Origin of the sequence: Mycobacterium sp. Aquia_216 (assembly GCF_026723865.1) — a bacterium.
Classification (GTDB): Bacteria; Actinomycetota; Actinomycetes; order Mycobacteriales; family Mycobacteriaceae; genus Mycobacterium.
This window is the reverse complement of the sequence record NZ_CP113529.1, coordinates 2,151,428-2,177,527: the sequence shown is the minus strand read 5'-3', so window position 1 is coordinate 2,177,527 and position 26,100 is coordinate 2,151,428. Positions and strand designations below refer to the sequence as shown.

Here is a 26,100-nt window from a genome sequence, read left to right as displayed (position 1 = left end):
TTCCGGGCCGGCGCGGCCCGCTGACGAGCGCTAGGACTGCCCGCAGGCGGCCAGCACCAGTTCGCGTACCCGGGCCGCATCGGCCTGACCGCGGGTGGCCTTCATGACCGCGCCCACGATCGCACCGGCCGCGGCCACCTTGCCGCCGCGGATCTTTTCCGCCACATCGGGATTGGCGGCCAGGGCTTCGTCGACGGCGGCCTGGGTGACCGAGTCGTCGCGCACCAGTGCCAAACCGCGGGCGGCCATCACCTGCTCGGGTTCACCCTCCCCGGCGAGCACACCTTCGACGACCTGGCGGGCCAGCTTGTTGGACAGCTTGCCCTCGTCGACCAGCACGATCACCGCGGCGACCTGGGCGGGTGTGATGGCCAGCTCGTCCAATTCGATGTTCGCCTCATTGGCCTTCTGCACCAAGAAGTTTCCCCACCAGGAGCGCGCTTGGGTGCTGGAGGCGCCGTGCTTGATGGTCGCGGTGACCAATTCGACCGCGCCGGCGTTGACGAGATCACGCATGACCTCGTCGGAAACACCCCACTCTTCTTGAATCCGCTTGCGGCTCAACCAGGGAAGCTCGGGGATGGTCTGACGCAACTGCTCAACCAGCTCGCGGCTGGGTGCGACGGGTTCCAGATCGGGCTCGGGAAAGTAGCGGTAGTCCTGCGCCGTTTCTTTGGCGCGGCCCGATCTGGTGGAGCCATCAGCCTCCTGAAAGTGCCTGGTTTCCTGCGTGATTCGGCCGCCGGCTAGCAGTACCGCCGCTTGACGCCGCATTTCGTAGCGCACCGCGACCTCGACGCTTTTCAGCGAGTTGACGTTCTTGGTCTCGGTCCGGGTGCCGAACTCGGTCGCGCCGGTCGGCTTCAGCGAGACATTGGAGTCGCAACGCATCGAGCCCTGGTCCATGCGGACATCGGATACTTCCAACGCGCGCAACAAGTCTCGCAAAGCCGTCACGTAGGCCCGGGCGATCTGCGGTGCCCGCGCTCCGGCTCCCTCGATGGGCTTGGTCACGATTTCGATCAACGGCACGCCGGCGCGGTTGTAGTCGATCAGCGACGTCGTCGCCCCATGGATGCGTCCGGTCTCGCCGCCCAGGTGGGTGAGCTTGCCGGTGTCCTCTTCCATGTGGGCGCGTTCAATCTCGACGCGCCAGGTGGTGCCGTCTTCCAGCGGGGCTTCCAGGTAGCCGTTGATGGCGATCGGCTCGTCATACTGCGAGATCTGATAGTTCTTCGGCATGTCCGGGTAGAAGTAATTCTTGCGGGCGAAGCGGCACCACGGCACGATCTCGCAATTGAGTGCCAGCCCGATGCGGATCGCCGACTCGACCGCGGCCCGGTTGAGCACCGGCAGCGAGCCGGGCAACCCCAGACACACCGGGCACACCTGGGTGTTCGGCTCGGCACCGAATGTGGTGGAGCAGCCGCAGAACATCTTCGTCGCGGTGGACAGTTCGACGTGTACTTCCAGCCCGAGCACCGGATCGAAACGCGCGATGACGTCGTCGTAATCCAGCAGCTCGGCCGCCCCGGAAGTAACAGTCATGGAAACGATCTTAATGGTGGTGGCGCCGCCGACCGCAGGGCCGGGCACAAGCGCAAGCGATCAGGACGAGCGGGACTCGCGCCAGGACCGCAGCGGTGCGTCGGGCCCCACCGACCTGCCGGCAGCCATGTCGCCCAGCGCGGCCGCCATCTCCAGGTAGCCGCGCCGGCTTTCCTTGCTCAACCGGTCCAGCCCGAGCTCTTTACCCCTGTGCACATACCGATCGAAGGGCAGTACCACGGTGGCGGGGACGCGGGCAGACAGCGACTCGAATTCGTTGGTGACCACGCCGTCGAGCTTGGCCGGCTCGGTGTAATTCAGGGCGAGTACCGTCGACTTCAGCAACCGCCGATGTCCGTTGTTGGACAACCACTCCAGCGTTGTCCTGGTCTTGGCTACCGCGTCGATCGAGGTGCCGCTGACGACCACGAGGGCTCGCGCCTCCGGCAGCACAGCGTCCATCACGCTCGAGTTGATCGCCTTGACGCAGTCCACCAACACCACCGAATAGTGTTGCCGCAGAATCGAAACCGCCTTGACGATATCCTGGCGTTCCAGGCGCCACTCGGTGCGGCCATAGTCGGGCAGGCCCAGCACCTCCAAACCGAAGCTGTTCATACGAGTATGCGCCCGCACCTCGGCGTACTTCGTCACCGAATCGCGCGTGACGAGGTCGGCCAGGCTCAGCGGGTTGCGGCGTCCGTGGCGGTCCACCAGGTCGCCGGCGCCGATGTCGACGGCGATCACCCGGTCGCCACGCGCCTCGGCAAATGTCGAGCCGAGCGCCTCGACCACCGCGGTCTTGCCGACCCCGCCCTTGACATTCAGCACCGCGATCGGAAACGCACCGCCGATCGCGGCGCCGATGCGTTTCCGCAGTTCCTGCTCGTATGCGACGCCTTTGCCCGGGCCGAGATCGACCCCGGTCACCCGGTGGATCACCTCTCGCCAGCCGGGCCTGCCCGCCGCCGCGTCGGCGTCGGCGCGCCGGCTCGGGCACCGTGGCCGCCGCCTCCCGGTGGTTGCTCTCCGCACGCTAGAGCCGGTGCGCTTGCCTGAGGATCTGTGCAGCGCGTTCCCCGATGACCACGCACGGCGCCATCGTGTTGGTAGCGGTGATCTGCGGCATGATCGAGCCGTCGGCCACCCTGAGATTCTCGACTCCGTAGACCTTGAGGTTGCCGTCGACCACGGACGTCGCGTCGCGGCCCATTTTGGCCGTACCGACCTGGTGAAAAAAAGTCGTTGCCGCATCCCGGACGAACTCCTCCAGGTCCGCTCCTCCCAGATTTCCGGGCATGACCTCGCGTTTCACGTACGGCCGCAGCGGCGCACTGTTGGCGATTTCGCGGCACCATTGCACACAGGCGATTGCTTTTTTCACGTCGTCGGGATCGGACAACGTGTTGGCCTCGATGCGGACCGGATCCGTCGGGTCGGGGCCGCCGAGCCGTACCCGGCCCCGGCTCTTCGGATGAGCCAGCGCGGCATGGAACGTCCAGCCGGCCGCGGGAAGGCCGAACCGGGCCGCCGTCTCGTCGGTGGCGTAGGGCACTTCGACCTGCCAGGCGAAAACATCGGGGTGGGTCAGCCCGGACACTGTCTCGCCGAGGACGACGACTTCGGCCGCATTGTTTCGCGGTGGCTGTGGCTCGCGGTATTCCCACATGCAGTCGAAGGCCACGTGATCCTGAAGGTTGCGGCCCACCCCGGCCAGGTGTTGACGCACCGGAATCCCGACGCGGCTCAGTTCGTCGTGGTCGCCGATACCGGAGAGCATCAGCACCTTGGGGGTGTTGTTCGCGCCCAGCGACAAGACGACTTCCGCGTCGGCATCGATGCGCCGGCTCGCTCCTTGATGACGAATCTCCACGCCGACAGCTTTGCCGCCCTCGACGACGACGCGCTGCACGAGCGCATGGGTGAGGACGGTGAGGTTGGGCCGATCCATGACCGGGAAGGTGTAGGAGCGAAATACCGACTCCCGCTGCCCATTTCGGATGCGTAGATCTCCCAGCGCCGCGCCCGCAGTGCCCTCCATCAACCGCCCGTTGGCCGACGGGTACACCGCTGTGCCGGTAGCCTTCGCGGCGTCCAACGTCGCCAGGGCAAGCGGATGGGGATCCCGTGGGGGCTGCACGAAAACCGGCCCCCCGCGTCCGCGGTACGCCGGATCCGGTGTGCCGTGCCAATCTTCGATGTCGCGGTAGATGTCGAGGACGGACTCGTAGTCCCACGCCGGATCGCCCGCCTCGGTAGCGAAATGGTTCCAATCGTCGCGGTGGCCTCGGATCCAGGCCATCACGTTGATGCTCGAGCTGCCTCCCAGGACCTTGCCCATCGTGTAGGCAATCGAGCGGTTGTTGATGCTGGGGTTCGGCTCGCCGCGGAAACCCCAGTCGCGTTCGGAACCGAAGTTGGCGGTCCATCGACCCGGTGCGATGACATCGGCGACGTTGTCGTCGCCGCCGGCCTCGACAAGCAGGACGTCGGCATCCGGATTCTCGGCCAGCCTTCGCGCGACAACCGAACCCGACGAACCCGAACCACACACGATGAAGTCGTACCGTGGCTTCAGCGCCGCGGTCAGCCTGGCCTGATTGGCGGCGACCCGCTCCGCGAGTGCGGCGTCTACGTTGAACTCGAGATTGGCCTCGAATTCGATCGCGGTGTCTTGCATTTCGCCTCCGTGACATGGGCTGTTAGCTATTAACACCCAATATCGGCCTGATCGAGATGCAGGTCTTGCCAGTACGCGCCAAGGTCTTGCAGACTTGCGCAGCCCTCAGCTCAACGCCCAGACGCGATACTCCCGGGGCGATCGACCGTGCGCTGCTTTGAACAGCCGACAAAAATTCGCCGCATTGACCAGACCCCACCTTGCACCGATCACACTCACCGGTACCGTGGCCAGTTCGGCGTTCGCAAGGTCTTTGCGGCAGTGCTCGATCCTGCGGTTCCTGATCCACTCGGTGACGGTGTGACCATCGTCTTCGAACATCCGTTGCAGCTGGCGAATCGAAATGTGGTGCGCCGTCGCGATCGTCGTCCCATCCAGGCCGGGGTCGTCGAGGTGTCGTTCAATGTAGGCGAGTATGCCCAGCATCATCTCGTGTTGGACGTGACTGCGACCCGCCGGACGCTCGCATGCCAGCTGCTCGCAGAACGAAGCCTCCAGCATGTCGAAAACCGCGTCGGCCAACCGGATGTTGGGCGCCTGGGGCGTTTTGGTGGCCTGCCTGCCCAGCTCGACGAGGAACGGAGCCAACAACGCGCCGATTCCCTCCCGTCCGTTGAAGCGGCGAGCCGTGAGCCCCGCCAACCGTGCGGCCGGAATTCGCACCAATTCGCGCGGAAGAAGCACGCTGAACATCTGGAATTTCCCGTCGACCGCGAACTCGAACGGCCGCGTCGTGTCGTACATGACGTAATCGCCGGGCGACAGGTCTGCTTCGCGGCCGTCTTGGCGGATTGCGCAGCGCCCTCCCATGTGGACGCCGACCTTCAGATACTCGGCACTGTGGTGCTCGAAGTGCCGAGGGGCGCCGCGCAGCAGCTGCCGTGGCGTTCGGCGCAACACCACCCGGCCATTGAATTGCAGCCGGTTGAGCCGCACCGTGCCGATGCTAGACGTGTCCATCTTTGCCCAGAACGAGGCGGCATCGTCCATCGACAGCGCGACCGGGACGAATATATCGTCCAAAAGCTGGTGAAACGCCTCGAGGCGCTCTGTTACGCCCGGGCGCCCGAATTTGCTATCGGTCATGATCGGTGACAACGTTTCCGCGGCGGAATTTGTTCACCGGTGTTAGCCGAAGAACGCGGCCGCCTCGTCGTGGCGGGCGTCGGGCACCAGCTTGAGGTGGCGGGTCGCGTCGGCCAGGGCCACCCGGCCGATGTCCTGTCCCTGCAGCGACACCATCTGGCCGTATTCGCCGGCATGCGCGGCGTCGGCGGCGTTGACCCCGAACCGGGTGGCCAGGACCCGGTCGTAGGCCGTCGGGATACCGCCCCGCTGGACGTGACCGAGCACGGTCACTCGAACTTCCTTGTTGATCCGCTTCTCCACCGCTATACCCAACTGCTGGGCGATCCCGGTGAATTTCTCGTGGCCGAATTCGTCAATCCCGCCCTCGCGCAGGGGGATCGATCCCGGGATCGGCTTGGCACCCTCGGCCACCACGCAGATGAAGTGCGAGTCACCCCGCTGGAAGCGGCGTTTGACCAACCGGCACACGTCTTCGATATCGAAGGGCTGCTCGGGGATCAGCGTCATGTGTGCACCGGAAGCCAGCCCGGCGTTGAGCGCGATCCAGCCGGCGTGGCGGCCCATCACCTCCACCAGCATCACCCGTTGGTGGGATTCGGCGGTGCTGTGTAACCGGTCGATGGCATCGGTGGCCACGGTCAGCGCCGTGTCATGACCGAAAGTCACGTCCGTGCAGTCGATGTCGTTGTCAATCGTCTTCGGCACCCCGACCACGGGCACGTTCTCGTCCGACAGCCAGTGCGCGGCGGTCAGCGTGCCTTCACCGCCGATCGGGATGAGCACATCGATGCCGTTGTCGTCCAGGGTCTGCTTGATCTGGTCCAGCCCGGCCCGCAGCTTGTCCGGGTGCACGCGGGCGGTGCCCAGCACCGTTCCGCCCTTGGCCAGCAGTCGGTCATTGCGATCGTCGTTCTGCAGCTGTATGCGCCGGTTCTCCAGCAACCCGCGCCACCCGTCTTGGAAGCCGACTACCGACGAGCCGTACCGAGCGTCGCAGGTGCGCACCACCGCCCGGATAACGGCGTTGAGTCCCGGACAGTCGCCACCGCCGGTGAGAATTCCGATCCGCATCCGTTCATCTTGCCCGCACCCGCCGTCAACGGCGCGATTTGGGGCACCGCGCGGCTAAACGGTCGGTGCAGCCGGCAACGGTCCGCGCGCGGCTTCGTATGCGGCCCCGACGCGATAGAGGCGGTCGTCGGCCAGCGCCGGCGCCATGATCTGCAGGCCCACCGGCAGCTGGTCGTCCGGGGACAGCCCGGATGGAACCGACATCCCGCAATGGCCGGCCAGGTTCAGCGGCAGCGTGCACAAGTCGAACAGGTACATGGCCAGCGGGTCGTCGACCTTCTCCCCCAGCCGGAATGCGGTGGTGGGGGTCGCCGGCGATACCAGAACGTCGACGGATTTGTACGCCTCGTCGAGGTCGCGGGCGATCAGGGTGCGCACTTTCTGCGCCTGGTTGTAGTAGGCGTCGTAGTAGCCCGCCGACAGCGCATAGGCACCAATCATGATGCGGCGCTTGACTTCTGGACCGAATCCCGCGGCCCGCGTCAGTGCCATCACTTCCTCGGCGCTGTGGCTGCCGTCGTCACCGACCCGCAGCCCGTATCGCATCGCATCGAAGCGGGCCAGGTTGCTCGACACCTCCGAGGGCAGGATCAGGTAGTAGGCCGGCAGCGCGTGATCGAAGTGCGGGCAATCGACCTCGCTCACCTCGGCACCCAGGGCGGTCAGCTGCCGCACCGCGTCCTCGAACGACGCCAGCACTCCCGGCTGGTAGCCCTCGCCGCGCAGCTGCCGGACCACGCCGACCCGCACGCCGCGCAGGTCGCCTCGCGCGCCGGCCTTGGCGGCACCGACCACGTCGGGTACCGCGGCATCGATGGAGGTGGAGTCCATCTGGTCATGCCCGGCGATCACCTGGTGCAGCAGCGCGGTGTCGAGCACGGTGCGTGCGCAGGGCCCGCCCTGATCCAGGGACGACGCGCAGGCCACCAGGCCGTAGCGGGACACCGTGCCGTAGGTGGGCTTGACCCCGACGGTCGCGGTCAGCGCGGCGGGCTGACGGATGGAGCCCCCGGTGTCGGTGCCGATGGCCAGCGGCGCCTGGAAAGCGGCCAGTGCCGCCGCGCTGCCACCACCGGAGCCACCGGGCACCCGCTCGAGGTCCCACGGGTTACGGGTGGGGCCGAAGGCCGAGTTCTCCGTCGACGAGCCCATCGCGAACTCATCCATGTTGGTCTTGCCCAGGATCGGGATGCCGGCCGCGCGCAGCCGGGCGGTAACGGTCGCGTCGTACGGCGAACGCCAACCCTCGAGGATCTTGGATCCGCAGGTGGTGGGCATGTCGACGGTGGTGAACACGTCCTTGAGCGCCAGCGGAACCCCGGCCAGCGCCGAGGGCAACCGCTCCCCGGCCGCCACCGCCTCATCGACCGCGGCCGCCGCCGACAGCGCCTCGTCGGCCGCGACGTGCAGAAAGGCGCTGTACCGGTCGTCGGTCGCCGCGATCCGGTCCAGGCAGGCCCGGGTGATCTCGACCGACGACAGCTCCTTGGCGGCGACCTTGGCGGCCAGCGTCGCGGCGTCCGATCGGATGATGTCGTTCAGTGGCGCGTTCACTCGCCGTCCCCCAGGATCTGCGGGACGGCGAAGCGGCCGTCGACGGCTTCGGGTGCCGCGGCCAGCGCCTCCTGCTGCGTCAGACACGGCCTCGTCTCGTCCGGCCGGGTGCCAGTGACGTCTTTCAAGACGGCACTGAGCGGGTTGTCGGTCGCTTCGACCCCGGTGACGTCGACCGCCTGGATCTGGCTGACGTGGGTCAGGATGGCGTCGAGTTGGCCGGCGAAGCTGTCCAGCTCGGTATCGGTCAGCGCCAGCCGGGACAGCCTGGCGAGGTGCGCTACCTCGTCGCGGGAGATCTGGGACACGAGCGAAAAGCCTAACCGGGCGCCGGGCGCGAACGTGAAGCCGGCGCTGCGCCGTGCGGAAATGCCTTGTGCGCGGCTCTGTGCAAAAGTGGGCGCGTGCCGTCGTATCTGTTGCGCATCGAGCTTGTCGACCGCCCGGGAAGCCTGGGCGCGCTGGCGGTGGCGCTCGGTTCGGTGGGCGCCGACATCCTGTCGCTCGACGTCGTGGAGCGCAGCGCCGGGTATGCGACCGACGACCTGGTCATCGAACTGCCCGCGGGAGCGATGCCCGACACGCTGATCACCGCGGCCGAGTCGCTGAAGGGTGTGCGGGTGGACAGCGTCCGTCCCCACACCGGCCTGCTGGAAGCGCACCGCGAGCTGGAACTTCTCGACCATGTCGCCGCGGCCCGCGGCAAGGATTCGCAACTGCAAGTGCTGGCCGACGAGGCACCCCGGGTGCTGCGGGTGAGTTGGTGCACGGTGTTGCACGGTTCCGACGGGGAGCTGCAGCGCCTCGCCGCCAGCCCCGGCGCGCCGGAGACTCGCGCGGTGTCGGCTCCATGGCTGCCGCTCAAGGAGGCCGCGGCGCTGGACGGCACCGCCGAGTGGGTGCCGCAGGCCTGGCGCGACATGGACATCACGATGGTCGCCGCGCCGCTGGGCGACGCGCACACCGCGGTGGTGCTGGGACGTCCCGGCCCAGAGTTCCGGCCCTCGGAGGTGGCCCGCCTCGGCTACCTGGCCGGGATCGTGGCCACCATGCTGCGCTGACCCGCCGGGATCAGTGCGGCGCGGAATTCGAGCCGGCCAGCACCGCGTCGTCGTCTTCCCACAGCAGCAGCTGACGAACCGCCGGACGCGGGCCGTAGGGCCGCAGCATGGTGCTGGCCGGACGCGGGCGCACCAGCTGAGGCCACCAGAACCAGCGGCCGAGAAGCCGTGCGATGGAAGGCGTCATGAATGAGCGCACGATCAGCGTGTCGAAGAGCAAGCCGAGGCCGATCGTGGTGCCGATCTGACCGAGCACCAGGAAACCGCTGAAAACGAAGGCGCACATGGTGACGGCGAAGACGATGCCGGCCGAGGTGACCACCGAGCCGGAGCCGGCCATAGCCCGGATGATGCCGGTATTGAGGCCGGCATGAATTTCTTCCTTGAACCTGGAGATCAGCAGCAGGTTGTAGTCGGATCCGACCGCCAGCAGCAGGATTACGGCCAGCGCGAGCACGACCCAATACAACTGAATGCCGAACAGGTACTGCCACACCAGAACTGAAAGCCCGAACGAGGCGCCCAGCGAGAGGGCTACCGTGCCCACGATGACCACCGCGGCGATCAGGCTGCGCGTGATGATCATCATGATCAGCAGGATGAGGCTCAGCGCGGCGAATGCCACGATCAACAGGTCATACTTGGCGCCGTCCTGGATGTCCTTGTACGTCGCCGCCGTCCCGCCAAGATAGATCCCGGCGTCCGCCATCGGCGTACCCTTCAAGGCCTCATGCGCGGCCTTCGCAATCGGATCGATGTGCGAAATGCCTTGGGTCGTAGCGGGATCGCCTTCATGCGTCACGATCATGCGCGCGGCCTTGCCGTCCGGCGAGAGGAACAATTTCAGCCCGCGCATGAAGTCGGGGTTGCTGAACACCTCGGGCGGCAGGTAGAAGGTGTCGTCGTTCTTGGCCGCGTCGAAGGCTCGCCCCAGCGCCGTCGCGTTGTCGATCGCGGCCGCGGTCTGCGCGTAAATGCCGGACAGCGTGGCGTAATTCGCCAAAGTCAGATCGCGGTTGGTCTGTTGACTGTCGATCTGCGGCGGGATCAGCGCCGTCAGCTTCGGCTGCAGCGCGTCGAGCTTGTCGAGCGAAGCCGTGAGACTTTGGAATTTATCGGTGAGCTCGTCGATTCCATCGAGCGCATCGAAGAGGGATCGGAACGCGAAGCACGCCGGAATGTCGTAGCAGTGCTTCTCCCAATAGAAGTAGCTGCGAATCGGCCGGAAGAAATCGTCGAAGTTCGCGATCTTTTCGCGAATGTCTTGGATCGTGGCGAGCGTGTCGTGAAAGCTCTGCGTCTCATCGTGGGTGGTGCCGGCCAGCTGCTGCTGCAACACGTACTGCTGTTTGAGGATGTTGATCGTCTTCGACAGTTCGTTGGCCTGTTTCAGGGCATCGTCGGCCCGATCCCGTTGGTACTGAAGGTTTTGTTGCTGGCCAGCGCTCTGATTGCTGACCACGAACGCGAGCGAGCTGTGGACGAGCGGGGTACCCAACGGCCTGGTGATGGTCTGCACCTGCGCGACCCCGGGAACGTGAAACACGGCCTTGGCCACCTTGTCCAGGATGAGCATGCTTTCCGGGTTTCGCATGTCGTGATCCGTCTCGACCATCAGCAACTCGGGCTCCAGCCGGGCCCGCGAGAAGTGCTTTTCGGCGGCCGTGTAACCGACATTGGCCGGTGCGCTTTCGGGCATGTACGGACGGGTGTCGTAACTGGTCTTGTATCCGGGCAAGGCGATCAGGCCTACCAGGGCCAGCGCGGATGCGGCCGCGAGAACGGCGCCGGGCCAACGGACGATCGCGGTGCCGATCCGCCGCCAGCCACGGGTTCTCATCGCCCGCTTGGGTTCGAAGATGCCCACCTTGGCGCCCAGCGTGAGGATCGCGGGCCCGAGGGTCAGCGCCGCGAACAGCGCAACCAGGACCCCCAGAGCTGCCGGAATACCCAGACTTTGGAAGTAGGGCAACCGGGTGAAACTCAGACAGGCCACCGCGCCGGCTACGGTCAGCCCGGAGCCCAACACGATGTGGGTGGTGCCGTGATACATGGTGTAGAAAGCCTTTTCCCGGTCCTCACCGGTCCCGCGCGCTTCCTGGTAGCGGCCCACGAAAAATATCGCGTAGTCCGTTCCGGCGGCGATCACCAACAGGGTCAGGATATTCGTCGCATACGTCGACAACCCGATGACTCCGGCGTTGCCTAGAAACGCGACAAGCCCTCGGGCGGCGGACATTTCGATCAGGACCGTGGCCAGCACCAGCAGTGTGGTGAGCACCGATCGATAGACGAAGAACAGCATCACCGCGATCATCCCGATGGTGATCGCGGTGACCTTAGCGGTCCCCTTGCTGCCGACGTCGAATTGATCGGAGATCAGCGGCGCCGCACCGGTCACGTAGACCTTGACCCCCGACGGCGGCTTCATGCGTTCGATGATGTCGCGGATGGCGCCCACACCCTCGTTGGCCAACGCCGAACCCTGATTACCGGCGAGGTTCACCTGAACGTAAGCGGCCTTACCGTCGCTGCTCTGTGACCCCGCCGCGGTGAGAGTGTCGCCCCAGTAGTCCTGGACATGTTGGACATGTTTTTTGTCCTGCTCGAGCTTGCGGATCATCTCGTCGTAGAAGCGGTGGGCGTCCGCACCGAGCGGCTTGTCGCCTTCCAGCACGATCATGGCCGAGCTGTCGGTGTCGAACTCATGGAACGCTTGGCCGATGCGCTTGATCGCCTTGAGTGACGGGGCATCGGGCGAGTTCAGCGCCACATTGTGGGTTTTCCCCACCTCTTCGAGCTGCGGCACCGCGATGTTCGTGAGGGCGGCCAGCGCCACCCAGAACAGCAGGATCGGCAGCGCGAGCCGGCGGATGGTGCGCGCCACCTTGGGCCGCGTCTGCTGATCGTTGCTTTGGTTGCTCATCCCGACTTATCCAGACAGAAGGTGTAGGCGTCGACTTTGTTGACGGTGCGTTGGTCTTTGACCTCACCGTTGATGGTGATCCGGCAACCGAGGGTGTCTCCGTTGCCTTGCGCCACGACGTTGGCGACGACCGCCGGCTCCGTCGTGGTGATCGTGAACGACCAGGGCAGGGGCGCGTCTTTGACTTGCTGCGGCTGGGCGTTGACGTCCAGATAGTTGATCGTCGCCACCGCGCCCGGTGCGCCGAAGACGTCGAGCACTACCTGCTTGGGGTTGAACGGAACGATCTCGTTGGCCAGGCCGCTATTGGCCGACGTGGTGTCGTGCGACCCGAAGATTCCGTGCAGGCGATAGATTCCGAAGCCCGCGACCGCAACGACGAGCACCGCGACCAACACCATCCACCCCTGCCTGAGCACGGTGGACATTGAAGTCGCCTTCACCCGTCGGCCTTTCGATGGTCGGCGTTCTCGATCACTCTATGACTTCGACACTTGTCTCGCGCGAACGCGATCGACGGATATCACAGTACGGTACTGGACCGTACTGGACAAGAGACGCGCCCGTACACATCTTTCGGCATGTGCGGCTTGCCTGCTATTTGCTGAATCGGGTGAGGCCGGGGATGAGGAACCCGTCGACAAGGGCTTGCACGGTCTGACGAGTGGGCGGCCGGTCCGGGATGATGGACCGGAAGATCAGGTAGCCGGGCAACAGATCCCAGAGCTCATCGGTGATGGCCTCTTGGCTGATCTCGCCGCGATCGACGGCCTGTTGCAGCACGTGCTGAATCATGGCCTTGCGTTGCTTGAGGAATTGCTCCTGCAGCGCGTCGTTGAGGGCGGGGTGCCGCGACACCTCGACCATCACCGCGCGGATGGTGCTGGCGTGCTCGCGTCCGTGCTCGCCGCAGACTTCTCCGAGACTGATCAAATCGCCGCGCAGGGTGCCGGTGTTCGGCATGACCGCGACCTGGCGGACCCCCTCGATGAAGGCGGCCAGCACCAATTCGGTCTTCGAGGGCCAACGCCGGTACACCGTGGCCTTGCTGGCGTGGGCAGCGCTGGCGACCGCGTCGATCGTCAGCTGGTCATAGCCGTGTTCTTGCAACAACCGCAGGGTGACGGCCAGCAGTTCGGCCTCGCGCGGAGACCATGGCGATGCCTCCGTGCAGGGATCGGCCGTCTGGGTCATAGCGCCCACGATAGATCCGCTAGGGCAGTACGGACCAGTACTGCGCTGTTAATCGGCTGTGGTGTCGGTGGCGGGGCCCTCGTCGAGCAGCCGGCGAAACCCGTCTTCATCCAGGATCGGCACGCCCAGTTCCACGGCTTTGTCGTACTTCGAGCCCGGCGAGTCGCCGGCGACAACGTAGGCCGTGTTTTTCGACACCGAACCCGCGGCCTTACCGCCACGGGACACGATGGCCTCCTTGGCGTCGTCGCGGGAAAAGCCGTTCAGCGAGCCGGTGACCACGATGCTCAACCCCGCCAGCGTGCGCGGCACGCTGGCGTCGCGCTCGTCGGCCATCCGCACGCCGGCCGCTTGCCACTTGTCGACGATCGCGCGGTGCCAGTCGACGGTGAACCATTCGGTGACCGCGGCGGCGATGGTTGGCCCGACGCCCTCGACCGCGGCCAATTGCTCGGTCGACGCCGAGGTGATCGCCTCGAGGCTGCCGAACTCGGTGGCCAGGGCGCGCGCGGCCGTCGGTCCGACGTGCCGGATCGACAGTGCCACCAGCACCCGCCACAGCGGCTGGGCCTTGGCCTTGTCGAGGTTGGCCAGCAACCGCTTCCCGTTGGCCGACAGCGTGCCGGCCTTGGTGGTGAACAGCTCGGTGCGCAGCAGGTCGTCCTCGGTGAGGGTGAACAGATCTCCCTCGTCGGCGATCACCTCGGCGGCCAACAGCGCGGTCGCGGCCTCGTAGCCCAGACCTTCGATGTCGAAGGCACCGCGGCCGGCGACGTGAAACACCCTCTCCCGCAACTGCGCTGGGCAGGATCGGGAGTTGGGGCAGCGGATGTCGGCGTCGCCCTCCTTGGCCGGAGCCAGCAGGGTGCCGCACTCGGGACAGTGGGTGGGCATGACGAATTCGCGTTCGGTGTCGTCGCGCAGGTCGACAATGGGGCCGAGCACTTCGGGAATCACGTCGCCGGCCTTACGGATCACCACGGTGTCGCCGATCAGCACGCCCTTGCGCTTGACCTCGGCGGCGTTGTGCAGCGTGGCCATCCCGACCGTCGATCCGGCGACCTTGACGGGCGTCAAGACCGCAAACGGAGTCACCCGCCCGGTCCGCCCGACGTTCACCCGGATGTCGAGCAGCTTGGTCTGCACCTCTTGCGGCGGGTACTTGTACGCGATCGCCCAGCGCGGAGCTCGCGAGGTCGACCCCAGCCTGCGCTGCAGGGCTACGTCGTCGACTTTCACTACGACACCGTCGATTTCATGATCGACGTCGTGGCGGTGCTCGCCCCAGTAGGCGATCCGCTCCAGCGCATCGGCGGCGTTCTGGACGCGCGTGGTGTGATCGGAGACGGGCAGACCCCAGGCACCCAGCGCCAGGTAGGCGTCGTGCAGCGTGGCCGGCCGAAATCCCTCGGCGCGTCCCACCCCGTGGCAGATCATCCGAAGCCTGCGGCGGGCGGTCACCGCGGGATCCTTCTGCCGTAACGACCCTGCGGCGCTGTTACGCGGGTTGGCAAACGGCACCTTGCCGTCTTCGACCAGCGCGGCATTGAGCGCCTCGAAGTCGGCGACCCGAAAGAACACCTCGCCGCGGACCTCGAGGACATCGGGGATCGGATAGTCGTCGCTGGCCGTCAGCCGTTCCGGGACGTCGTCGATGGTGCGCGCGTTGTTCGTCACGTCCTCGCCGACGCGGCCGTCCCCCCGCGTCGCGGCGCGCACCAGCCGGCCACCGCGATAGACCAGAGCCAGCGCGACGCCGTCGATCTTGAGCTCACACAGGTAGGGCACGTCGCTACCGACCTCCGCGTGGATGCGCGCGGCCCACACGTCGAATTCCTCGGTGCTGAACACGTTGTCCAGAGACAGCATCCGTTCCAGGTGCTCGGCCGAGGTGAAATCGGTGGCAAACCCCGCACCGCCGACCAGCTGAGTCGGCGAATCCGGGGTGCGCAGCTCGGGATGCTGCTCCTCGAGCGCGGCCAGCCGCTGCAGCAGCTGGTCGAAATCGGCATCGGAGATGATCGGCGCATCGCGCACGTAGTAGCGGAACTGATGTTCGCGCACCTCGTCGGCCAATTCGCGCCAAAGACGGCGAACCTGGGGCCCCAAGGAATCAGGCACCGTGGGGTCAGCTTCTGGCGAACTCACCCTGGCAGGCTATCGAAGGCACCCGACATCGGTCCTAGATGGCGTCGGGCTCCTCCGCGAACACCTCGGCGGCCTTGCGGGCCAGCCCGATCGCGGTGCGGGCCCAGGCCGACGTCGCCGCGGCCAGACCACATGCCGGGGTGACGCCGATGCGATCGCGCAGCGCCGAGCGGCCGAACCCGAGCCGGTCGGTCACCGCGACAAGAGCGGCGGCCACCTCCTCGGCCGACGGCCTCTTGTCCGGAGCCGTCGCGGCCACCACGCCCAGCATCACGGTACGACCCGATTCGACGAACGCCGCGATTCCCTCCAAGTCCGCCGCCTTCAGCGTTCCGGCGTCAACCGACACCGCACTAATCACACTGCGCTGCAACAGATCCCATGGCAATTCCCGCGCACAACTGTGCAGTAGCACCTCGGCACCCGCCGTCTCGGCGCAGGTGTCGAGCAGCGAGACGGCCACCGACTCGTCGAGCGCCGCAACCGGACTCAGCGCGGTGACCCCGGTCAGTCGTCCGGCCAATGCCGCCGGCAACGACGGCTCGTCGAGCTGCACCACCACCGGCGTGTCGAGCCGGCGGGACAGCGCCGCGCGGTGCGCGGCAACGCCTTCGGCCAGCGATGCCGTCAGGTCGCGCACCGCCCCGGGGTCGGTGATCGCCCGGTGGCCGTTGGCCAGCTCGAGCCCGGCGGTCAAGGTAATCGGTCCGGGCGCCTGGACCTTGACCACCCGTCCGGCACCGCGCAGACCGGCCGTCTCCCAGGCCTCCTCGATCGCATCCATGTCCTCGTCGAGGAGGCTGACGGCCCGCCGAGTCACCGCGCCCGGCCGAGCGGCGATGCGGTAACCGCGCGGAACGGTGTCGATTGCCACGTCGATCAGCAGCGCGCCGGCCCGCCCAAGCAGGTCGGCACCCACTCCCCTGGCCGGCAGTTCGACGAGGTGAGCCAGCGCGGCCGCCAACTCACCGACGACAATTTCCGCCGACGGCCGTGCCGCGGTGCCGGGCCACGAACCCACGCCACTGGCGGCCGCGAAAACACTCACCCGGCAACCGTATTCGACGTCACCTGGCGCACCGACGGCCAGGGGTGTGTTGAGCCCGCCGTCGCGACTACTCTCAAGGGTTTAAAGGGGTGCAAAACGGTGTGGCGCAACGGAACATTCGCGTGGCCGCTGCTGATAGGTGGCGCGGTGGTGCTGACTGCGGCATGCACCCGGGTCGTGGATGGTACGGCGATGCCGGGATTCACCGGAGGTGCCCGGGGTGTCAACGGGGTCAACGTCGACACGATCCTGCTGGACCAGTCGCGGATGCGCGCGATCACCGGCGCGGGCGAGCACCTGTCGATCATTCCCTCGATGGACGGCAGCGTTCCGGTCGACATCGACACGCTCGCCGACACCACACCGCGGCCGTGCCGCTTCGTTTTCGCCGAGACCGCGACGTTCGGGCCCGACATCGAAGAATTCCACAAGACCACGTTTCAGGACCCGCCCGACGGCGCCCTGATCTCTGAGGGCGCCGCGGCCTACCGGGACGTCGCCACCGCGCAACATGCGTTCACCGCCCTTGTCTCGACGGTCACCGACTGCGCCGACGGCTCGGGCGGCCAGCTGCTCGTCGGCGACTGGAAGGCCGACGCCAACTCGCTGCACCTGGGACCGGGCGGCTGCGGCCGCGACTACCGGGTGCTGTCGGTGGCCCTGGTGGAGGTCACCTTCTGCGGCTTCCCGCAGTCGGTGTCCGACATCGTGATGACGAACATCACCGCCAACATCCCGCACTAACCGGTCGGCGCCGCTGTGCAACAACGAGATTCACGAATGTTCGTCTAAACCAACGGTTATCGCCGTCACCAGTGCGCCGTGGTCTCCAACTCGAAATTCGGGTGGCCGCATTGGATCCACATCGCGACATGCAGGGCGGTGACGGCCGCCGACACCGCCAGGGCGGTGAGCGCCAGCGCAAAACCCTGCTGGCCGCGGTGTTTGAGCTGCCACATTCCGGCCAGGGCCAGCACGCTGCTCACGATCGGGCTGGCGTACATGCCCATGATGCTCAGCACGAAGGCCGCAATAGCCAGGCCGTTGGTCTGCGCTGCCTGCGCCGTGATCTGGTTCTCGCTCATCCTCACTCATCCCTTCCCGCTCGGGACCACCCGATTGTCGAGACGAATAGTCTGCGAAAGCTCTTGGAGAATTCTTGGAAAGCAACGGCGATGGCCGCCGCGCGGGAAAAATCAGTGCGAAGTAGTGGCGATGGTGGCGCTGCCGAGCACCTCGTCGCCCGCTGAATCCGGGCGGTACAGCACGACGGTCTGGCCGCACGCGACCCCGCGCAGCGGGTCGCGCAACCGCACGCAAAGCTCGTCGCCAGTCAATTCGGCCACCGCAGCCGCGGTTTCACCGTGGGCCCGCACCTGAACAGCGCACTCGATGGGACGCTGGGGTGCGGCTCCGGCGGTGAAGACCGGATCCCGTCCCGTCAGCGCATGCACTTCGAGATCGGCGGCGCTGCCCACGTGCACCGTCGCGGTGTCGGCATCGATGGCCGTCACGTAGCGCGGGCGACCGTCCGGTCCGGGACCCGCAATGCCCAAACCCTTGCGCTGGCCGATCGTAAAACCGTGCACCCCACCATGATTGGCCAGCACCGCGCCGTCCGCATTGACCACGTTCCCCGGCCGGACCGCGATGCGCTCCCCCAGGAAGGCGCGGGTGTCCCCCGACGGGATGAAGCAGATGTCATGGCTGTCGGGCTTGTCGGCGACCGCCAGACCGCGGCGAGCCGCCTCTTCGCGGATCTGCGGCTTGGGGGTGTCCCCGACCGGAAAAGCGGCGTGCCGCAACTGCTCCGCGGTCAGCACGGCCAGCACGTAGGACTGATCCTTATCCCGGTCGACGGCGCGGCGCAACCGGCCTTCCGACAGCCGGGCATAGTGGCCGGTGACCACCGTGTCGAAACCCAGTGCCAGGGCACGCAGCGACAGCGCCGCGAACTTGATGCGCTGATTGCAGCGTACGCACGGGTTCGGCGTCTCGCCGCGCGCGTACGACGACACGAAATCGTCGATCACATCTTCGGCGAACTTCTCCGCGAAATCCCAAATATAGAACGGGATTCCGAGCACGTCGGCAACGCGGCGCGCGTCTGAGGCGTCTTCCTTCGAGCAACACCCCCGCGAACCGGTGCGCAGCGTGCCGGGCGCTGACGACAGTGCCAGGTGCACGCCGACCACGTCGTGCCCGGCGTCGACCATCCGAGCCGCGGCGACCGACGAATCGACGCCACCACTCATCGCGGCAAGAACTTTCACCCGGATGCTCCCGCAGCGGCCAAAGCGGCTCGCCTGGCCCGGTCGACCGCCGCGGGAAGCACCCGCAGCACCTCGTCGACATCGGCGTCAACGCTGGTGTGCCCCAAGGACAGACGCAGCGACCCGCGAGCGGTGGCGGCATCGGCTCCCATCGCGATCAAGACATGAGAGGCCTGCGGGACGCCGGCCGTGCACGCCGACCCGGTCGAACATTCGATTCCGTTGGCATCCAACAGCATCAACAGTGCATCGCCTTCGCAGCCACGAAAAGTGAAGTGGGCGTTGCCCGGAAGCCGAGACTCGCGGGACCCGTTGAAGCGGACGTCGTCGATCTCGGTCAGGACGCCCTCCACCAACCGATCGCGCAGCGCGCGCAGCCGTGCGCTGTTGGCCTCCAGGCCGTCCACGGCGAGCCGAATCGCGGCCGCCATTCCGACGGCACCGGCGACATCCGGAGTGCCGGAACGGATATCACGTTCCTGGCCGCCGCCGTGTAGCAGCGGCACGCAGGCCACGTCTCGGCGCAGCAACAGGGCACCCACGGCCGGTGGACCGCCGAACTTGTGCGCCGCAACGCTGATCGCCGACAGCCCGCTGGCGGTGAAGTCGACGGGCAGCTGCCCGACCGCCTGAACGGCGTCGCTGTGCATCGGGACGTCGAATTCCGCGGCGACGGCCGCGAGTTCAGCGATGGGCATCACGGTGCCGACCTCGTTGTTGGCCCACATCACCGAGACCAGCGCGACGTCATCGACGTCACCGTGGCTGTCCAGCACCTCGCGCAGCGCGGCGGCCGACACCGATCCGTCGGCGGCGGTGGGCAGCCAGGTCACCTGGGCGCCCTCGTGTTCGACGAGCCAGTCCACCGAATCCAGCACCGCGTGGTGTTCCACCTGGCTGGCGATGATGCGGACATGGCGCGGGTCGGCGTCGCGGCGCGCGCGGAAGATCCCCTTGACGGCCAGGTTGTCGCTCTCGGTGCCGCCCGCGGTGAAAATCACCTCCGACGGACGCGCGCCCAGCCTGTCCGCGATCAGCTCACGCGACTCCTCGATCCGGCGGCGCGCCGTGCGACCGCTGGTATGCAGCGACGAAGCGTTGCCGACGGTGCCGAGCACGGCCGTCATCGCCTCGATGGCGACAGGGTGCATCGGGGTGGTGGCAGCGTGATCGAGGTAGACCATGACGCGCCCCAGGATACCGGGCCGGGCTGGACCCCTAAGCGACCAGCACGTGGCGTTGACCTGGGCGCCGCACCACTCCGACGCCCACCGCCGCCTGGCAGCGGCGGGCCAGCGCCCGCCGATCGTCGCCCGGCAGCTGCAAAGACTCGACGTGAACGTGTGCCAAGGTGCGGCGCTGGGTGAACAACCGGCACATCGCTGCCCCCAAGGTGTCGTCACCGACGAAGGCCGGAGCGGTCGAAATCAGGCCGTCGACGTGGTGGTACGTCAACCGCAGTGGCTGCACCGGGCGACCGGCATCGATCGCGGCCTGGAACATCGCCGGGTAGAACGAGCCGCAGGCCACCCCGCACCACGTGGTGCCCTCCGGGAACGCCACCACGGTCTCACCGGCGCGCAGCCGGTCCGCGACGGTGTCCACCACCGCGGGCAGCCGCCGCAGGCTGGCCCGTTCGATCGGAATGATCTTCAGCAGGCGCGCCGCGAGCTGGCCGAACATGTCAGCGCGGGCGACGTACCACCCGGGCAACACCGAGCCGATCGCGAACACGTCCAGCCAGGACATGTGCGGACTGACCACCAAGACCCCGCGCAGGTTGCGGATCGGCGCCCCCGACACGCTGATCCGAACGCCGAAACAGCGCAGCACCATGCGGCAGTAAAACCGTCGCACCCGCCACTGCCAGGGCAGTGGCACCAGCGCCAACAGCAGTCCCGGCGCCAATACCAGCGCCAACACGACGCGAAGCATTACCCGCAGCACCACCAGCCACCGCGACAACGCGGGGCCGATACCCACACAGGTGCTGTCGCACGTCGCGCGCGGCAGCCAAGCGTGGTCGGTGGCGCCGGCGGGAGCGCTCATCGGGAGCCGCCCGCCATTTCGCGGCTCATCTCGGAGGCCGCCGATACCGACCGCAGTCTTCGCAGATATCGGGTATCGGCCTGGCGTTTGTCCAGCAGCACGCAGAAGTCGCCCACCCCGAAGTCCGGGTCCAGGGCCGGCTCGCCGCAGGATTTGGCGCCCAGCCGCAGGTAGCCGCGCATCAGCGCCGGAACCGACGGCCGCGCCGGAGGCGCAATCTCGTCGAGGCCCTTCCCGTCCACCACCACCGGGTGGTGCGGGTACACCCGATACTCGGGCGGCGCGGCGTGTCGGCTCCGGACGAAATCGCGCACGCCGCGCAGCTGGCTGCCCGGCGCGTCCCGACCCGATTCGAGGCCCGATTCGCCGACGATCGGCACCGACACACAGCCCGTCACGTAGTCGTAGCCGTAGCGATCCAGGTAGGCCAGGATCCCCGCCCACATCAACAGCACGACGCCACCGTTGCGGTGACCGTCGCGGACCACGGCGCGTCCCATCTCCACCAGCGACGGCCGCAGCGGGTCGAGCGCGCCGAGGTCGAATTCCGTCGCGGTGTAGAGGCCCCCGGCCGCGATGGCCCCCGCCGGCGCCAGCATCCGGTAGCAACCCACCAGCTCGCCGGTGTCGTCGTCACGCACCAGCAGGTGGTCGCAGAACTCGTCGAAGCGGTCCACGTCGCGGTCCCCCGCACCGGCTGCCGGCAGCGCGAAGCCGGGGGTGCTGGTGAATACGTCGTACCGGAGCCGCTGCGCCGCCTCGACCAAGCTGGGGTCGGTGGACAGCAACAGCGAATAACGCGGCCCGGAAGAGCTGGTCGCGGCTCCGTCCGGTTCGTCACTCGGTATCAGGACAGAAGCAATGCTCATGCCAACAACGTGGCGTAATCGAGGAGCTAATCGGCATCGACGCTATGACGTGTTGGTGCACGCAAGATGACGAAATGTGTTGCGCGGTGTTGTGTGGCGAACATAACTCCGGCGCCGACCGGTGCAAAATGGCCGACGCAGTCTGCGGGCGACCGGCTTCCGTCCACGTATTCGTAAGAGCGGCAACGCAATAAACCCCTCCGCGTTAATCGCTATTAACGTGCACGCCAATTTAGCGCGAATCGGATACCGGAGTACGAGGTGCCATGTTTGATGTAGGCGTGCCGCAGACTTCCAAGCTCAATATTCAAGCGCGGGCGCAACAAGATCGCCGCCTGGCCAGCCTGCGCTCCTATGCTGCCCGCAATCGACTGCCGTTCTTCAGGAATGTCGAATCTGCTCCGGGACCGACGTCGGTCATCGAAGGAAAGACCCGAATCATGTTCGGGTCGAACAATTCTCTGGGCTTGTGCGGCGACCCTCGATTAATCGAGGCAGCTAATCGGGCGACCGATCTGTATGGGCCCGCCTGTGGCGGCGCGCCGCCACACTGCGGCACGCTCCGGGTGAAGGTCGACCTCGAAGAATTGCTGGCCGACTGGTACGGCACCGAGGCGGCGCTCGTCTTCAACAGCGGCTATTTGGCGAATGTCGGTGCGATCACGGCGCTCTTGGGTGCGGCCGATCTCGCGTTCCCCGACAGCGAGGCCCACATGTCGCTGCACGACGGCATCCGGCTCTCGGGCGCCAGTTCGCGCTACTTCGCGCACAACGACCTGGATTCGCTGGAACGCAACCTGATCCGCACGGCCGGTCGCGGCGGCACCAAGTTGATCGTGATCGACGGCCTCTACTCGATGCGGGGCGACGTGGCACCGATGGAAAGCATTGCCGCGCTGGCCGACAAATATGACGTCGCCCTCTACGTCGATGAGGCGCACAGCCTCGGCGTCTTCGGGCCCAACCGAACCGGGATCGCCGAGGAGTTCGGCTGCGCCAAGGATGCCGACGTGTTGATGGGCAGCATGTCGAAGGCGATCGCCTCCACCGGTGGCTTCATCGTCGGATCGCGCGACCTGATCGATGTGCTCGGATTGCGGTCCAGCCAGCACATGTTCACCGCCACCGCGGCACCGGCGGCGATGGCGGCAAGCATCGCGGGGATCGAGATCATTCGCGGCCCGGAGGGAGCCCAGCGCGCCGCCGCGGTCCTGGCCAACGCCCGGGCCCTGCGCGACGGCCTGGTGTCCCACGGCCTGCAGGTGCGAGCCGGAATCGTGCGCGCCGACGGCTCACACGTAGTGGCCCCGCATGTTTCGGTGTGGATCGGGCCGGAAGCACGGGCGGTCGCGGCGTGGAACAACGCATTCGACAACGGCGTCTTCTGCTCGCTGGCGGTCGCACCCGCGGTCGGTGAGAACGACGCCCTGATGCGCTGCTGCGTTTGCGCCACTCACTCGCCGGCGCAGATCGAACGTGCCGTCGATGTCATCGCCTCGGCCGTGCTCAACGCCGCAGAAGATTGCTAGCTGATTCTCGAATTATGTTGGTGCGCAACCATTTATGGAATCACTCTGTCCGGCTCCCGAGATAGGACATCGCACGTCTATGAGTAGATTCACCGACCGCATTGCGAAGGTGGCCGCCGATTCCACATTGGGGCTTCGCTTCGGCACCGCCGGCGATCTGCATTTCGCGAGCTGGCACGACATCAATCGCACTGCGGGCAACGTCGCCGGCCGGCTGGCCGCCGAAGGAGTGGCGCGCGGCAGCAGGGTGGGCGTGTTGGCCGCCAACGCCGACGATGTCGCTCCCGTCGTCCAGGCCATCTGGAAGCTGGGCGCGGCCATGACGATGCTCCAGCAGCCCACGTCGCAAGCCGACCTCACCGAGTGGCACGAGGGCACGCTGCGCGCGCTGAGGCTGCTCGGCGCAAGCTGCGTGGTGCTGGGGCGGCCGTTTTTCGCCGTCGCCGACGCGCTGCGCGCCTGCGGACACCGGGTCATCGAGGTACCCGAGACGTGGGCCGAGGCCGATGTGGCCGAGGAACCGACCGACGAGGACGACGTCGCCATCTACCAGCTCACCTCGGGATCGACCGGAGATCCCAAGGCGGTCGCGATCACCCATCGCAACCTGTACGCCGACATCGCCGCCATGGTGGCGGTGGTGGGCGTCGACCCCGGGGCCGACGTGACGATGAGCTGGCTTCCGCTGTCTCACGACATGGGCCTGATCGCCTACCTGCTGTCGCCGATGTTCGCCGGTAACGGGGCCGTCTACATTCCTGCCACCGAGTTCGTGAAGTCGCCGCTGACGTGGCTGCAAATCCTCACCGAACAGCGGGCCACGATCACCGCGGCACCCAATTTCGCGTACTCGATCGTCAGCCGCAGGCTCAAGGCGGTCGGCGACGGCGCCTACGACCTCAGCGCGCTGCGCTGCGTGGTCTCCGGCGCCGAGCCCATCGACCCCGCCACGATGTACGAGTTCGCGCGGCAGGCCGCGCGGTTCGGGATGCGGGTGTCGGCGATCGGCGCGGCATACGGTCTCGCCGAGGCGACGGTCGCGGTGTCGTTCTCGCCGGTGGACCGACCGCTCGCGGTCGAGAACGTATGTGGCGACGAGCTGGAAAACCAGGGCCGTGCGGTGACCGCATGCGGCTGCGCGGCGCCGAAGAAGGAATTCGTACTCTTAGGACGCCCGATGTCCGGGGTCGAGACCCGAATCGCCGGTGCGGACAAGGCCACCCGACCGGCGCGCCACATGGGCGAAGTCGCCATCCGGGGCGACGCGGTGACGCGGCACTACCTCACCACCGACGGCGAGGTGGCCGCGGTCGATGCGGACGGCTGGTTCTACACCGGCGACCTCGGCTACCTCACCGACGACGGAGAAATCGTCGTGTGCGGGCGCCTCAAAAACGTCATCATCGTCGCCGGCCGCAACATCTTTCCCTCCGACATCGAACGGCTTGCCGCCTCGGTCGACGGCATCAGGCGCGGCGCTGTCGTCGCGTTTGGCGTCACGCTCGCCGATCAGCGTGAGGAGATCCGCGTCGTCGCCGAGACGGTCCGGGAGGACCCCGGCGACGGTGCCCACGAGATCCGCCGCCAAATCGGCCGGAAGGTACGCAGCGCAACGGGATTGAGCCCGACGGTGCTGCTGGTCGGCAAGGGCAAGGTGCCGAAAACGCCGTCGGGCAAGATCCGCCACGTCGCAGCAAAAGAAATGTTCGGAGAGGTCAGCACACTGTGAGTAGCGTCAATGAATCTGTTGTCTCGATCGTCACCCGGCTGGCGCCGGACCGGATGGCACCGGTGACGGCCGACTCGCATCTCGTCGACGACCTGGGGTACGACTCGCCCCGCAAGATGGAACTCGTTGCCACCCTGGAAAGTCACCTCAAGATGCGGCTCAAAGACCCCGAGACGCCGATCGACACCGTGCGCGAAGTCGTCGACTGGGTCAACGCCAACATCGCCGACCAGGCGGTGGCCGACTGACTGACGTGCCGGGCGGGAACCGCTAGGTTGTCCGCGGATGGCGCGGTTGCGGCTACCACCTGGTGCGGTTGTGCCTTCACGAAAAAGCCCCGACGCAAGCGCGGGGGCTGTTTCGTGAAAGGGTGAGCTAGCCCTTGCGGGCCTTGACCGCGTCGGTCAGCTGGGGAGCGACCTTGAACAGGTCGCCCACCACGCCGTAATCGGCGATTTCGAAGATGGGTGCCTCTTCGTCCTTGTTGACCGCGATGATGGTCTTCGACGTCTGCATGCCCGCCCGGTGCTGGATCGCACCGGAAATGCCCAGCGCGATGTAGAGCTGGGGCGAGACCGTCTTACCGGTCTGGCCGACCTGGAATTGACCCGGGTAGTAACCGGAGTCGACGGCCGCGCGCGACGCGCCGACGGCCGCACCCAGCGAGTCCGCCAGCGCCTCAACCACGCTGAAGTTGTCCGCGCTGCCGACGCCGCGGCCACCGGAGACCACGATGGTGGCCTCGGTGAGCTCCGGGCGGTCACCGGCGACCGCGGGCTCGCGGGAAGTGATCTTGGTCGCGTTCTCGGCGGGAGCCGGAACCTCGACGGTGACTTCCTCACCCGCACCGGGCGATGGCTCCGCGTCGACCGCGCCGGCCCGCACGGTGATCACCGGGGTGTCACCGTTGGCCTGCGCCTCGACGGTGAACGCGCCACCGAAGATGGAGTGGATGGCCTTGTTGCCCTCCTTGACGTCGACCACGTCGACCAGCAGACCGGAACCGAGCCGGGCCGCGAGCCGGCCGGCGATCTCCTTGCCGTCGGCGTTGGCCGCCAGCAAAACCGCTGCCGGAGAAGCAGATTCGACCAGTGAGGCCAGCACGTCGACGACCGGGGTGACCAGGTACTTGTCGACGTCGTCGGACTCGGCGACGTAGATCTTGGCGGCGCCGGCTTCCTTGAGTCCGTCGGCCAGCGGCGCGGCCGTGCCCGGCGCACCGACGACGACGGCGGACGGCTCGCCCAAAGCGCGCGCGGCGGTGATCAATTCGGCGGTGACCTTTTTCACCGCGCCGTCAGCGTGCTCGACGAGCACCAGTACTTCAGCCAT

The 26,100-nt window shown here is 66.9% G+C and carries 23 protein-coding genes; 5 read left to right on the top strand and 18 right to left on the bottom strand.

From position 1 onward, the window contains the following. Positions 1-30 precede the first annotated feature (30 nt). The 7 genes from gatB to gatC form a co-directional block, all read right to left on the bottom strand. Positions 31-1,548 (bottom strand): Asp-tRNA(Asn)/Glu-tRNA(Gln) amidotransferase subunit GatB, encoded by a 1,518-nt coding sequence (gatB, locus tag OK015_RS10240; protein ID WP_268131150.1) that lies wholly within the window; start codon positions 1,546-1,548, stop codon positions 31-33. A 60-nt stretch (positions 1,549-1,608) separates the two neighbouring features. Beyond that, positions 1,609-2,478, bottom strand: a complete 870-nt coding sequence (locus OK015_RS10235; RefSeq protein ID WP_268131149.1) for a MinD/ParA family ATP-binding protein — start codon at positions 2,476-2,478, stop codon at positions 1,609-1,611. Positions 2,479-2,584: 106 nt separating this feature from the next. After that, complete coding sequence (locus tag OK015_RS10230) at positions 2,585-4,138, bottom strand: GMC family oxidoreductase (RefSeq protein WP_442791289.1); 1,554 nt, start codon at positions 4,136-4,138, stop codon at positions 2,585-2,587. A gap of 195 nt (positions 4,139-4,333) precedes the next feature. Next, positions 4,334-5,314 (bottom strand): helix-turn-helix domain-containing protein, encoded by a 981-nt coding sequence (locus tag OK015_RS10225; RefSeq protein ID WP_268131147.1) that lies wholly within the window; start codon positions 5,312-5,314, stop codon positions 4,334-4,336. A 42-nt stretch (positions 5,315-5,356) separates the two neighbouring features. Continuing rightward, positions 5,357-6,388: an ATP-dependent 6-phosphofructokinase gene (locus tag OK015_RS10220; RefSeq protein WP_268131145.1), complete on the bottom strand. Its 1,032-nt coding sequence runs from the start codon at positions 6,386-6,388 to the stop codon at positions 5,357-5,359. Positions 6,389-6,442: 54 nt separating this feature from the next. After that, positions 6,443-7,930: an Asp-tRNA(Asn)/Glu-tRNA(Gln) amidotransferase subunit GatA gene (gatA, locus tag OK015_RS10215; RefSeq protein ID WP_268132600.1), complete on the bottom strand. Its 1,488-nt coding sequence runs from the start codon at positions 7,928-7,930 to the stop codon at positions 6,443-6,445. Positions 7,931-7,938: 8 nt separating this feature from the next. Continuing rightward, positions 7,939-8,250, bottom strand: a complete 312-nt coding sequence (gatC, locus tag OK015_RS10210) for an Asp-tRNA(Asn)/Glu-tRNA(Gln) amidotransferase subunit GatC (protein ID WP_268131144.1) — start codon at positions 8,248-8,250, stop codon at positions 7,939-7,941. A gap of 96 nt (positions 8,251-8,346) precedes the next feature. Between gatC and OK015_RS10205 the strand changes: the two genes are divergently transcribed. Beyond that, complete coding sequence (locus OK015_RS10205; RefSeq protein WP_268131143.1) at positions 8,347-9,003, top strand: amino acid-binding protein; 657 nt, start codon at positions 8,347-8,349, stop codon at positions 9,001-9,003. 10 nt (positions 9,004-9,013) lie between these two features. Here the strand turns inward: OK015_RS10205 and OK015_RS10200 are convergent, their stop codons facing one another. From OK015_RS10200 to OK015_RS10180, 5 genes are all read right to left on the bottom strand, one after another. After that, on the bottom strand, positions 9,014-11,929 hold the full coding sequence (locus tag OK015_RS10200) for an MMPL/RND family transporter (RefSeq protein ID WP_268131141.1): 2,916 nt from the start codon (positions 11,927-11,929) through the stop codon (positions 9,014-9,016). After that, the gene (locus OK015_RS10195; protein ID WP_268131139.1) at positions 11,926-12,357 is read right to left on the bottom strand and encodes an MmpS family transport accessory protein; all 432 of its coding nucleotides are present in this window, start codon (positions 12,355-12,357) and stop codon (positions 11,926-11,928) included. The genes OK015_RS10200 and OK015_RS10195 overlap by 4 nt, the downstream gene beginning before the upstream one ends. 169 nt (positions 12,358-12,526) lie before the next feature. Then, complete coding sequence (locus OK015_RS10190; protein ID WP_268132598.1) at positions 12,527-13,135, bottom strand: TetR/AcrR family transcriptional regulator; 609 nt, start codon at positions 13,133-13,135, stop codon at positions 12,527-12,529. 36 nt (positions 13,136-13,171) lie between these two features. Next, positions 13,172-15,271 (bottom strand): NAD-dependent DNA ligase LigA, encoded by a 2,100-nt coding sequence (gene ligA, locus OK015_RS10185; protein ID WP_268131137.1) that lies wholly within the window; start codon positions 15,269-15,271, stop codon positions 13,172-13,174. 34 nt (positions 15,272-15,305) lie between these two features. Beyond that, positions 15,306-16,319, bottom strand: coding sequence for a methionine synthase (locus OK015_RS10180; protein WP_268131135.1), 1,014 nt, complete (start codon positions 16,317-16,319; stop codon positions 15,306-15,308). Positions 16,320-16,418: 99 nt separating this feature from the next. Between OK015_RS10180 and OK015_RS10175 the strand changes: the two genes are divergently transcribed. Beyond that, entirely contained in the window at positions 16,419-17,063 is a 645-nt protein-coding gene (locus OK015_RS10175) for a sensor domain-containing protein (protein WP_268131133.1), read from the top strand. A gap of 65 nt (positions 17,064-17,128) precedes the next feature. Here OK015_RS10175 and OK015_RS10170 read toward each other — a convergent pair whose 3' ends face one another. The 5 genes from OK015_RS10170 to OK015_RS10150 all read right to left on the bottom strand — a co-directional run bounded on the left by OK015_RS10170 (position 17,129) and on the right by OK015_RS10150 (position 21,510). Beyond that, complete coding sequence (locus OK015_RS10170) at positions 17,129-17,404, bottom strand: DUF4190 domain-containing protein (RefSeq protein WP_268131131.1); 276 nt, start codon at positions 17,402-17,404, stop codon at positions 17,129-17,131. A 111-nt stretch (positions 17,405-17,515) separates the two neighbouring features. Further along, positions 17,516-18,592: a tRNA 2-thiouridine(34) synthase MnmA gene (gene mnmA, locus OK015_RS10165; protein WP_268131129.1), complete on the bottom strand. Its 1,077-nt coding sequence runs from the start codon at positions 18,590-18,592 to the stop codon at positions 17,516-17,518. After that, a complete protein-coding gene (locus OK015_RS10160; RefSeq protein ID WP_268131127.1) occupies positions 18,589-19,776 on the bottom strand; it encodes a cysteine desulfurase family protein in 1,188 nt (395 codons plus the stop codon). The genes mnmA and OK015_RS10160 overlap by 4 nt, the downstream gene beginning before the upstream one ends. A 34-nt stretch (positions 19,777-19,810) precedes the next feature. Next, a complete protein-coding gene (locus OK015_RS10155; protein ID WP_268131125.1) occupies positions 19,811-20,641 on the bottom strand; it encodes a lysophospholipid acyltransferase family protein in 831 nt (276 codons plus the stop codon). Further along, positions 20,638-21,510 (bottom strand): GNAT family N-acetyltransferase, encoded by an 873-nt coding sequence (locus OK015_RS10150; protein WP_268131123.1) that lies wholly within the window; start codon positions 21,508-21,510, stop codon positions 20,638-20,640. The genes OK015_RS10155 and OK015_RS10150 overlap by 4 nt, the downstream gene beginning before the upstream one ends. 266 nt (positions 21,511-21,776) lie before the next feature. Between OK015_RS10150 and OK015_RS10145 the strand changes: the two genes are divergently transcribed. The 3 genes from OK015_RS10145 (at position 21,777) to OK015_RS10135 (ending at position 25,016) form a co-directional block, all read left to right on the top strand. Next, a complete protein-coding gene (locus OK015_RS10145) occupies positions 21,777-23,039 on the top strand; it encodes an aminotransferase class I/II-fold pyridoxal phosphate-dependent enzyme (RefSeq protein ID WP_268131121.1) in 1,263 nt (420 codons plus the stop codon). A gap of 79 nt (positions 23,040-23,118) precedes the next feature. Continuing rightward, positions 23,119-24,768 carry a fatty acyl-AMP ligase gene (locus OK015_RS10140; protein ID WP_268131119.1) on the top strand — a complete coding sequence of 550 codons (1,650 nt, stop codon included), beginning with the start codon at positions 23,119-23,121 and terminating at the stop codon, positions 24,766-24,768. Next, positions 24,765-25,016 carry an acyl carrier protein gene (locus tag OK015_RS10135; protein WP_268131118.1) on the top strand — a complete coding sequence of 84 codons (252 nt, stop codon included), beginning with the start codon at positions 24,765-24,767 and terminating at the stop codon, positions 25,014-25,016. The genes OK015_RS10140 and OK015_RS10135 overlap by 4 nt, the downstream gene beginning before the upstream one ends. A 127-nt stretch (positions 25,017-25,143) precedes the next feature. Here the strand turns inward: OK015_RS10135 and OK015_RS10130 are convergent, their stop codons facing one another. Then, entirely contained in the window at positions 25,144-26,100 is a 957-nt protein-coding gene (locus OK015_RS10130) for an electron transfer flavoprotein subunit alpha/FixB family protein (RefSeq protein ID WP_268131116.1), read from the bottom strand.

Excerpts from the sequence above, each read along its gene's own strand:
- gatB (WP_268131150.1), bottom strand. The coding sequence starts at position 1,548 with ATGACTGTTACTTCCGGGGCGGCCGAGCTGCTGGATTACGACGACGTC.
- OK015_RS10225 (WP_268131147.1), bottom strand. The coding sequence starts at position 5,314 with ATGACCGATAGCAAATTCGGGCGCCCGGGCGTAACAGAGCGCCTCGAG.
- OK015_RS10220 (WP_268131145.1), bottom strand. The coding sequence starts at position 6,388 with ATGCGGATCGGAATTCTCACCGGCGGTGGCGACTGTCCGGGACTCAAC.
- OK015_RS10200 (WP_268131141.1), bottom strand. The coding sequence starts at position 11,929 with ATGAGCAACCAAAGCAACGATCAGCAGACGCGGCCCAAGGTGGCGCGC.
- OK015_RS10195 (WP_268131139.1), bottom strand. The coding sequence starts at position 12,357 with ATGTCCACCGTGCTCAGGCAGGGGTGGATGGTGTTGGTCGCGGTGCTC.
- OK015_RS10170 (WP_268131131.1), bottom strand. The coding sequence starts at position 17,404 with ATGAGCGAGAACCAGATCACGGCGCAGGCAGCGCAGACCAACGGCCTG.
- OK015_RS10160 (WP_268131127.1), bottom strand. The coding sequence starts at position 19,776 with ATGGTCTACCTCGATCACGCTGCCACCACCCCGATGCACCCTGTCGCC.
- OK015_RS10155 (WP_268131125.1), bottom strand. The coding sequence starts at position 20,641 with ATGAGCGCTCCCGCCGGCGCCACCGACCACGCTTGGCTGCCGCGCGCG.
- OK015_RS10150 (WP_268131123.1), bottom strand. The coding sequence starts at position 21,510 with ATGAGCATTGCTTCTGTCCTGATACCGAGTGACGAACCGGACGGAGCC.
- OK015_RS10145 (WP_268131121.1), top strand. The coding sequence starts at position 21,777 with ATGTTTGATGTAGGCGTGCCGCAGACTTCCAAGCTCAATATTCAAGCG.
- OK015_RS10140 (WP_268131119.1), top strand. The coding sequence starts at position 23,119 with ATGAGTAGATTCACCGACCGCATTGCGAAGGTGGCCGCCGATTCCACA.
- OK015_RS10130 (WP_268131116.1), bottom strand. The coding sequence starts at position 26,100 with ATGGCTGAAGTACTGGTGCTCGTCGAGCACGCTGACGGCGCGGTGAAA.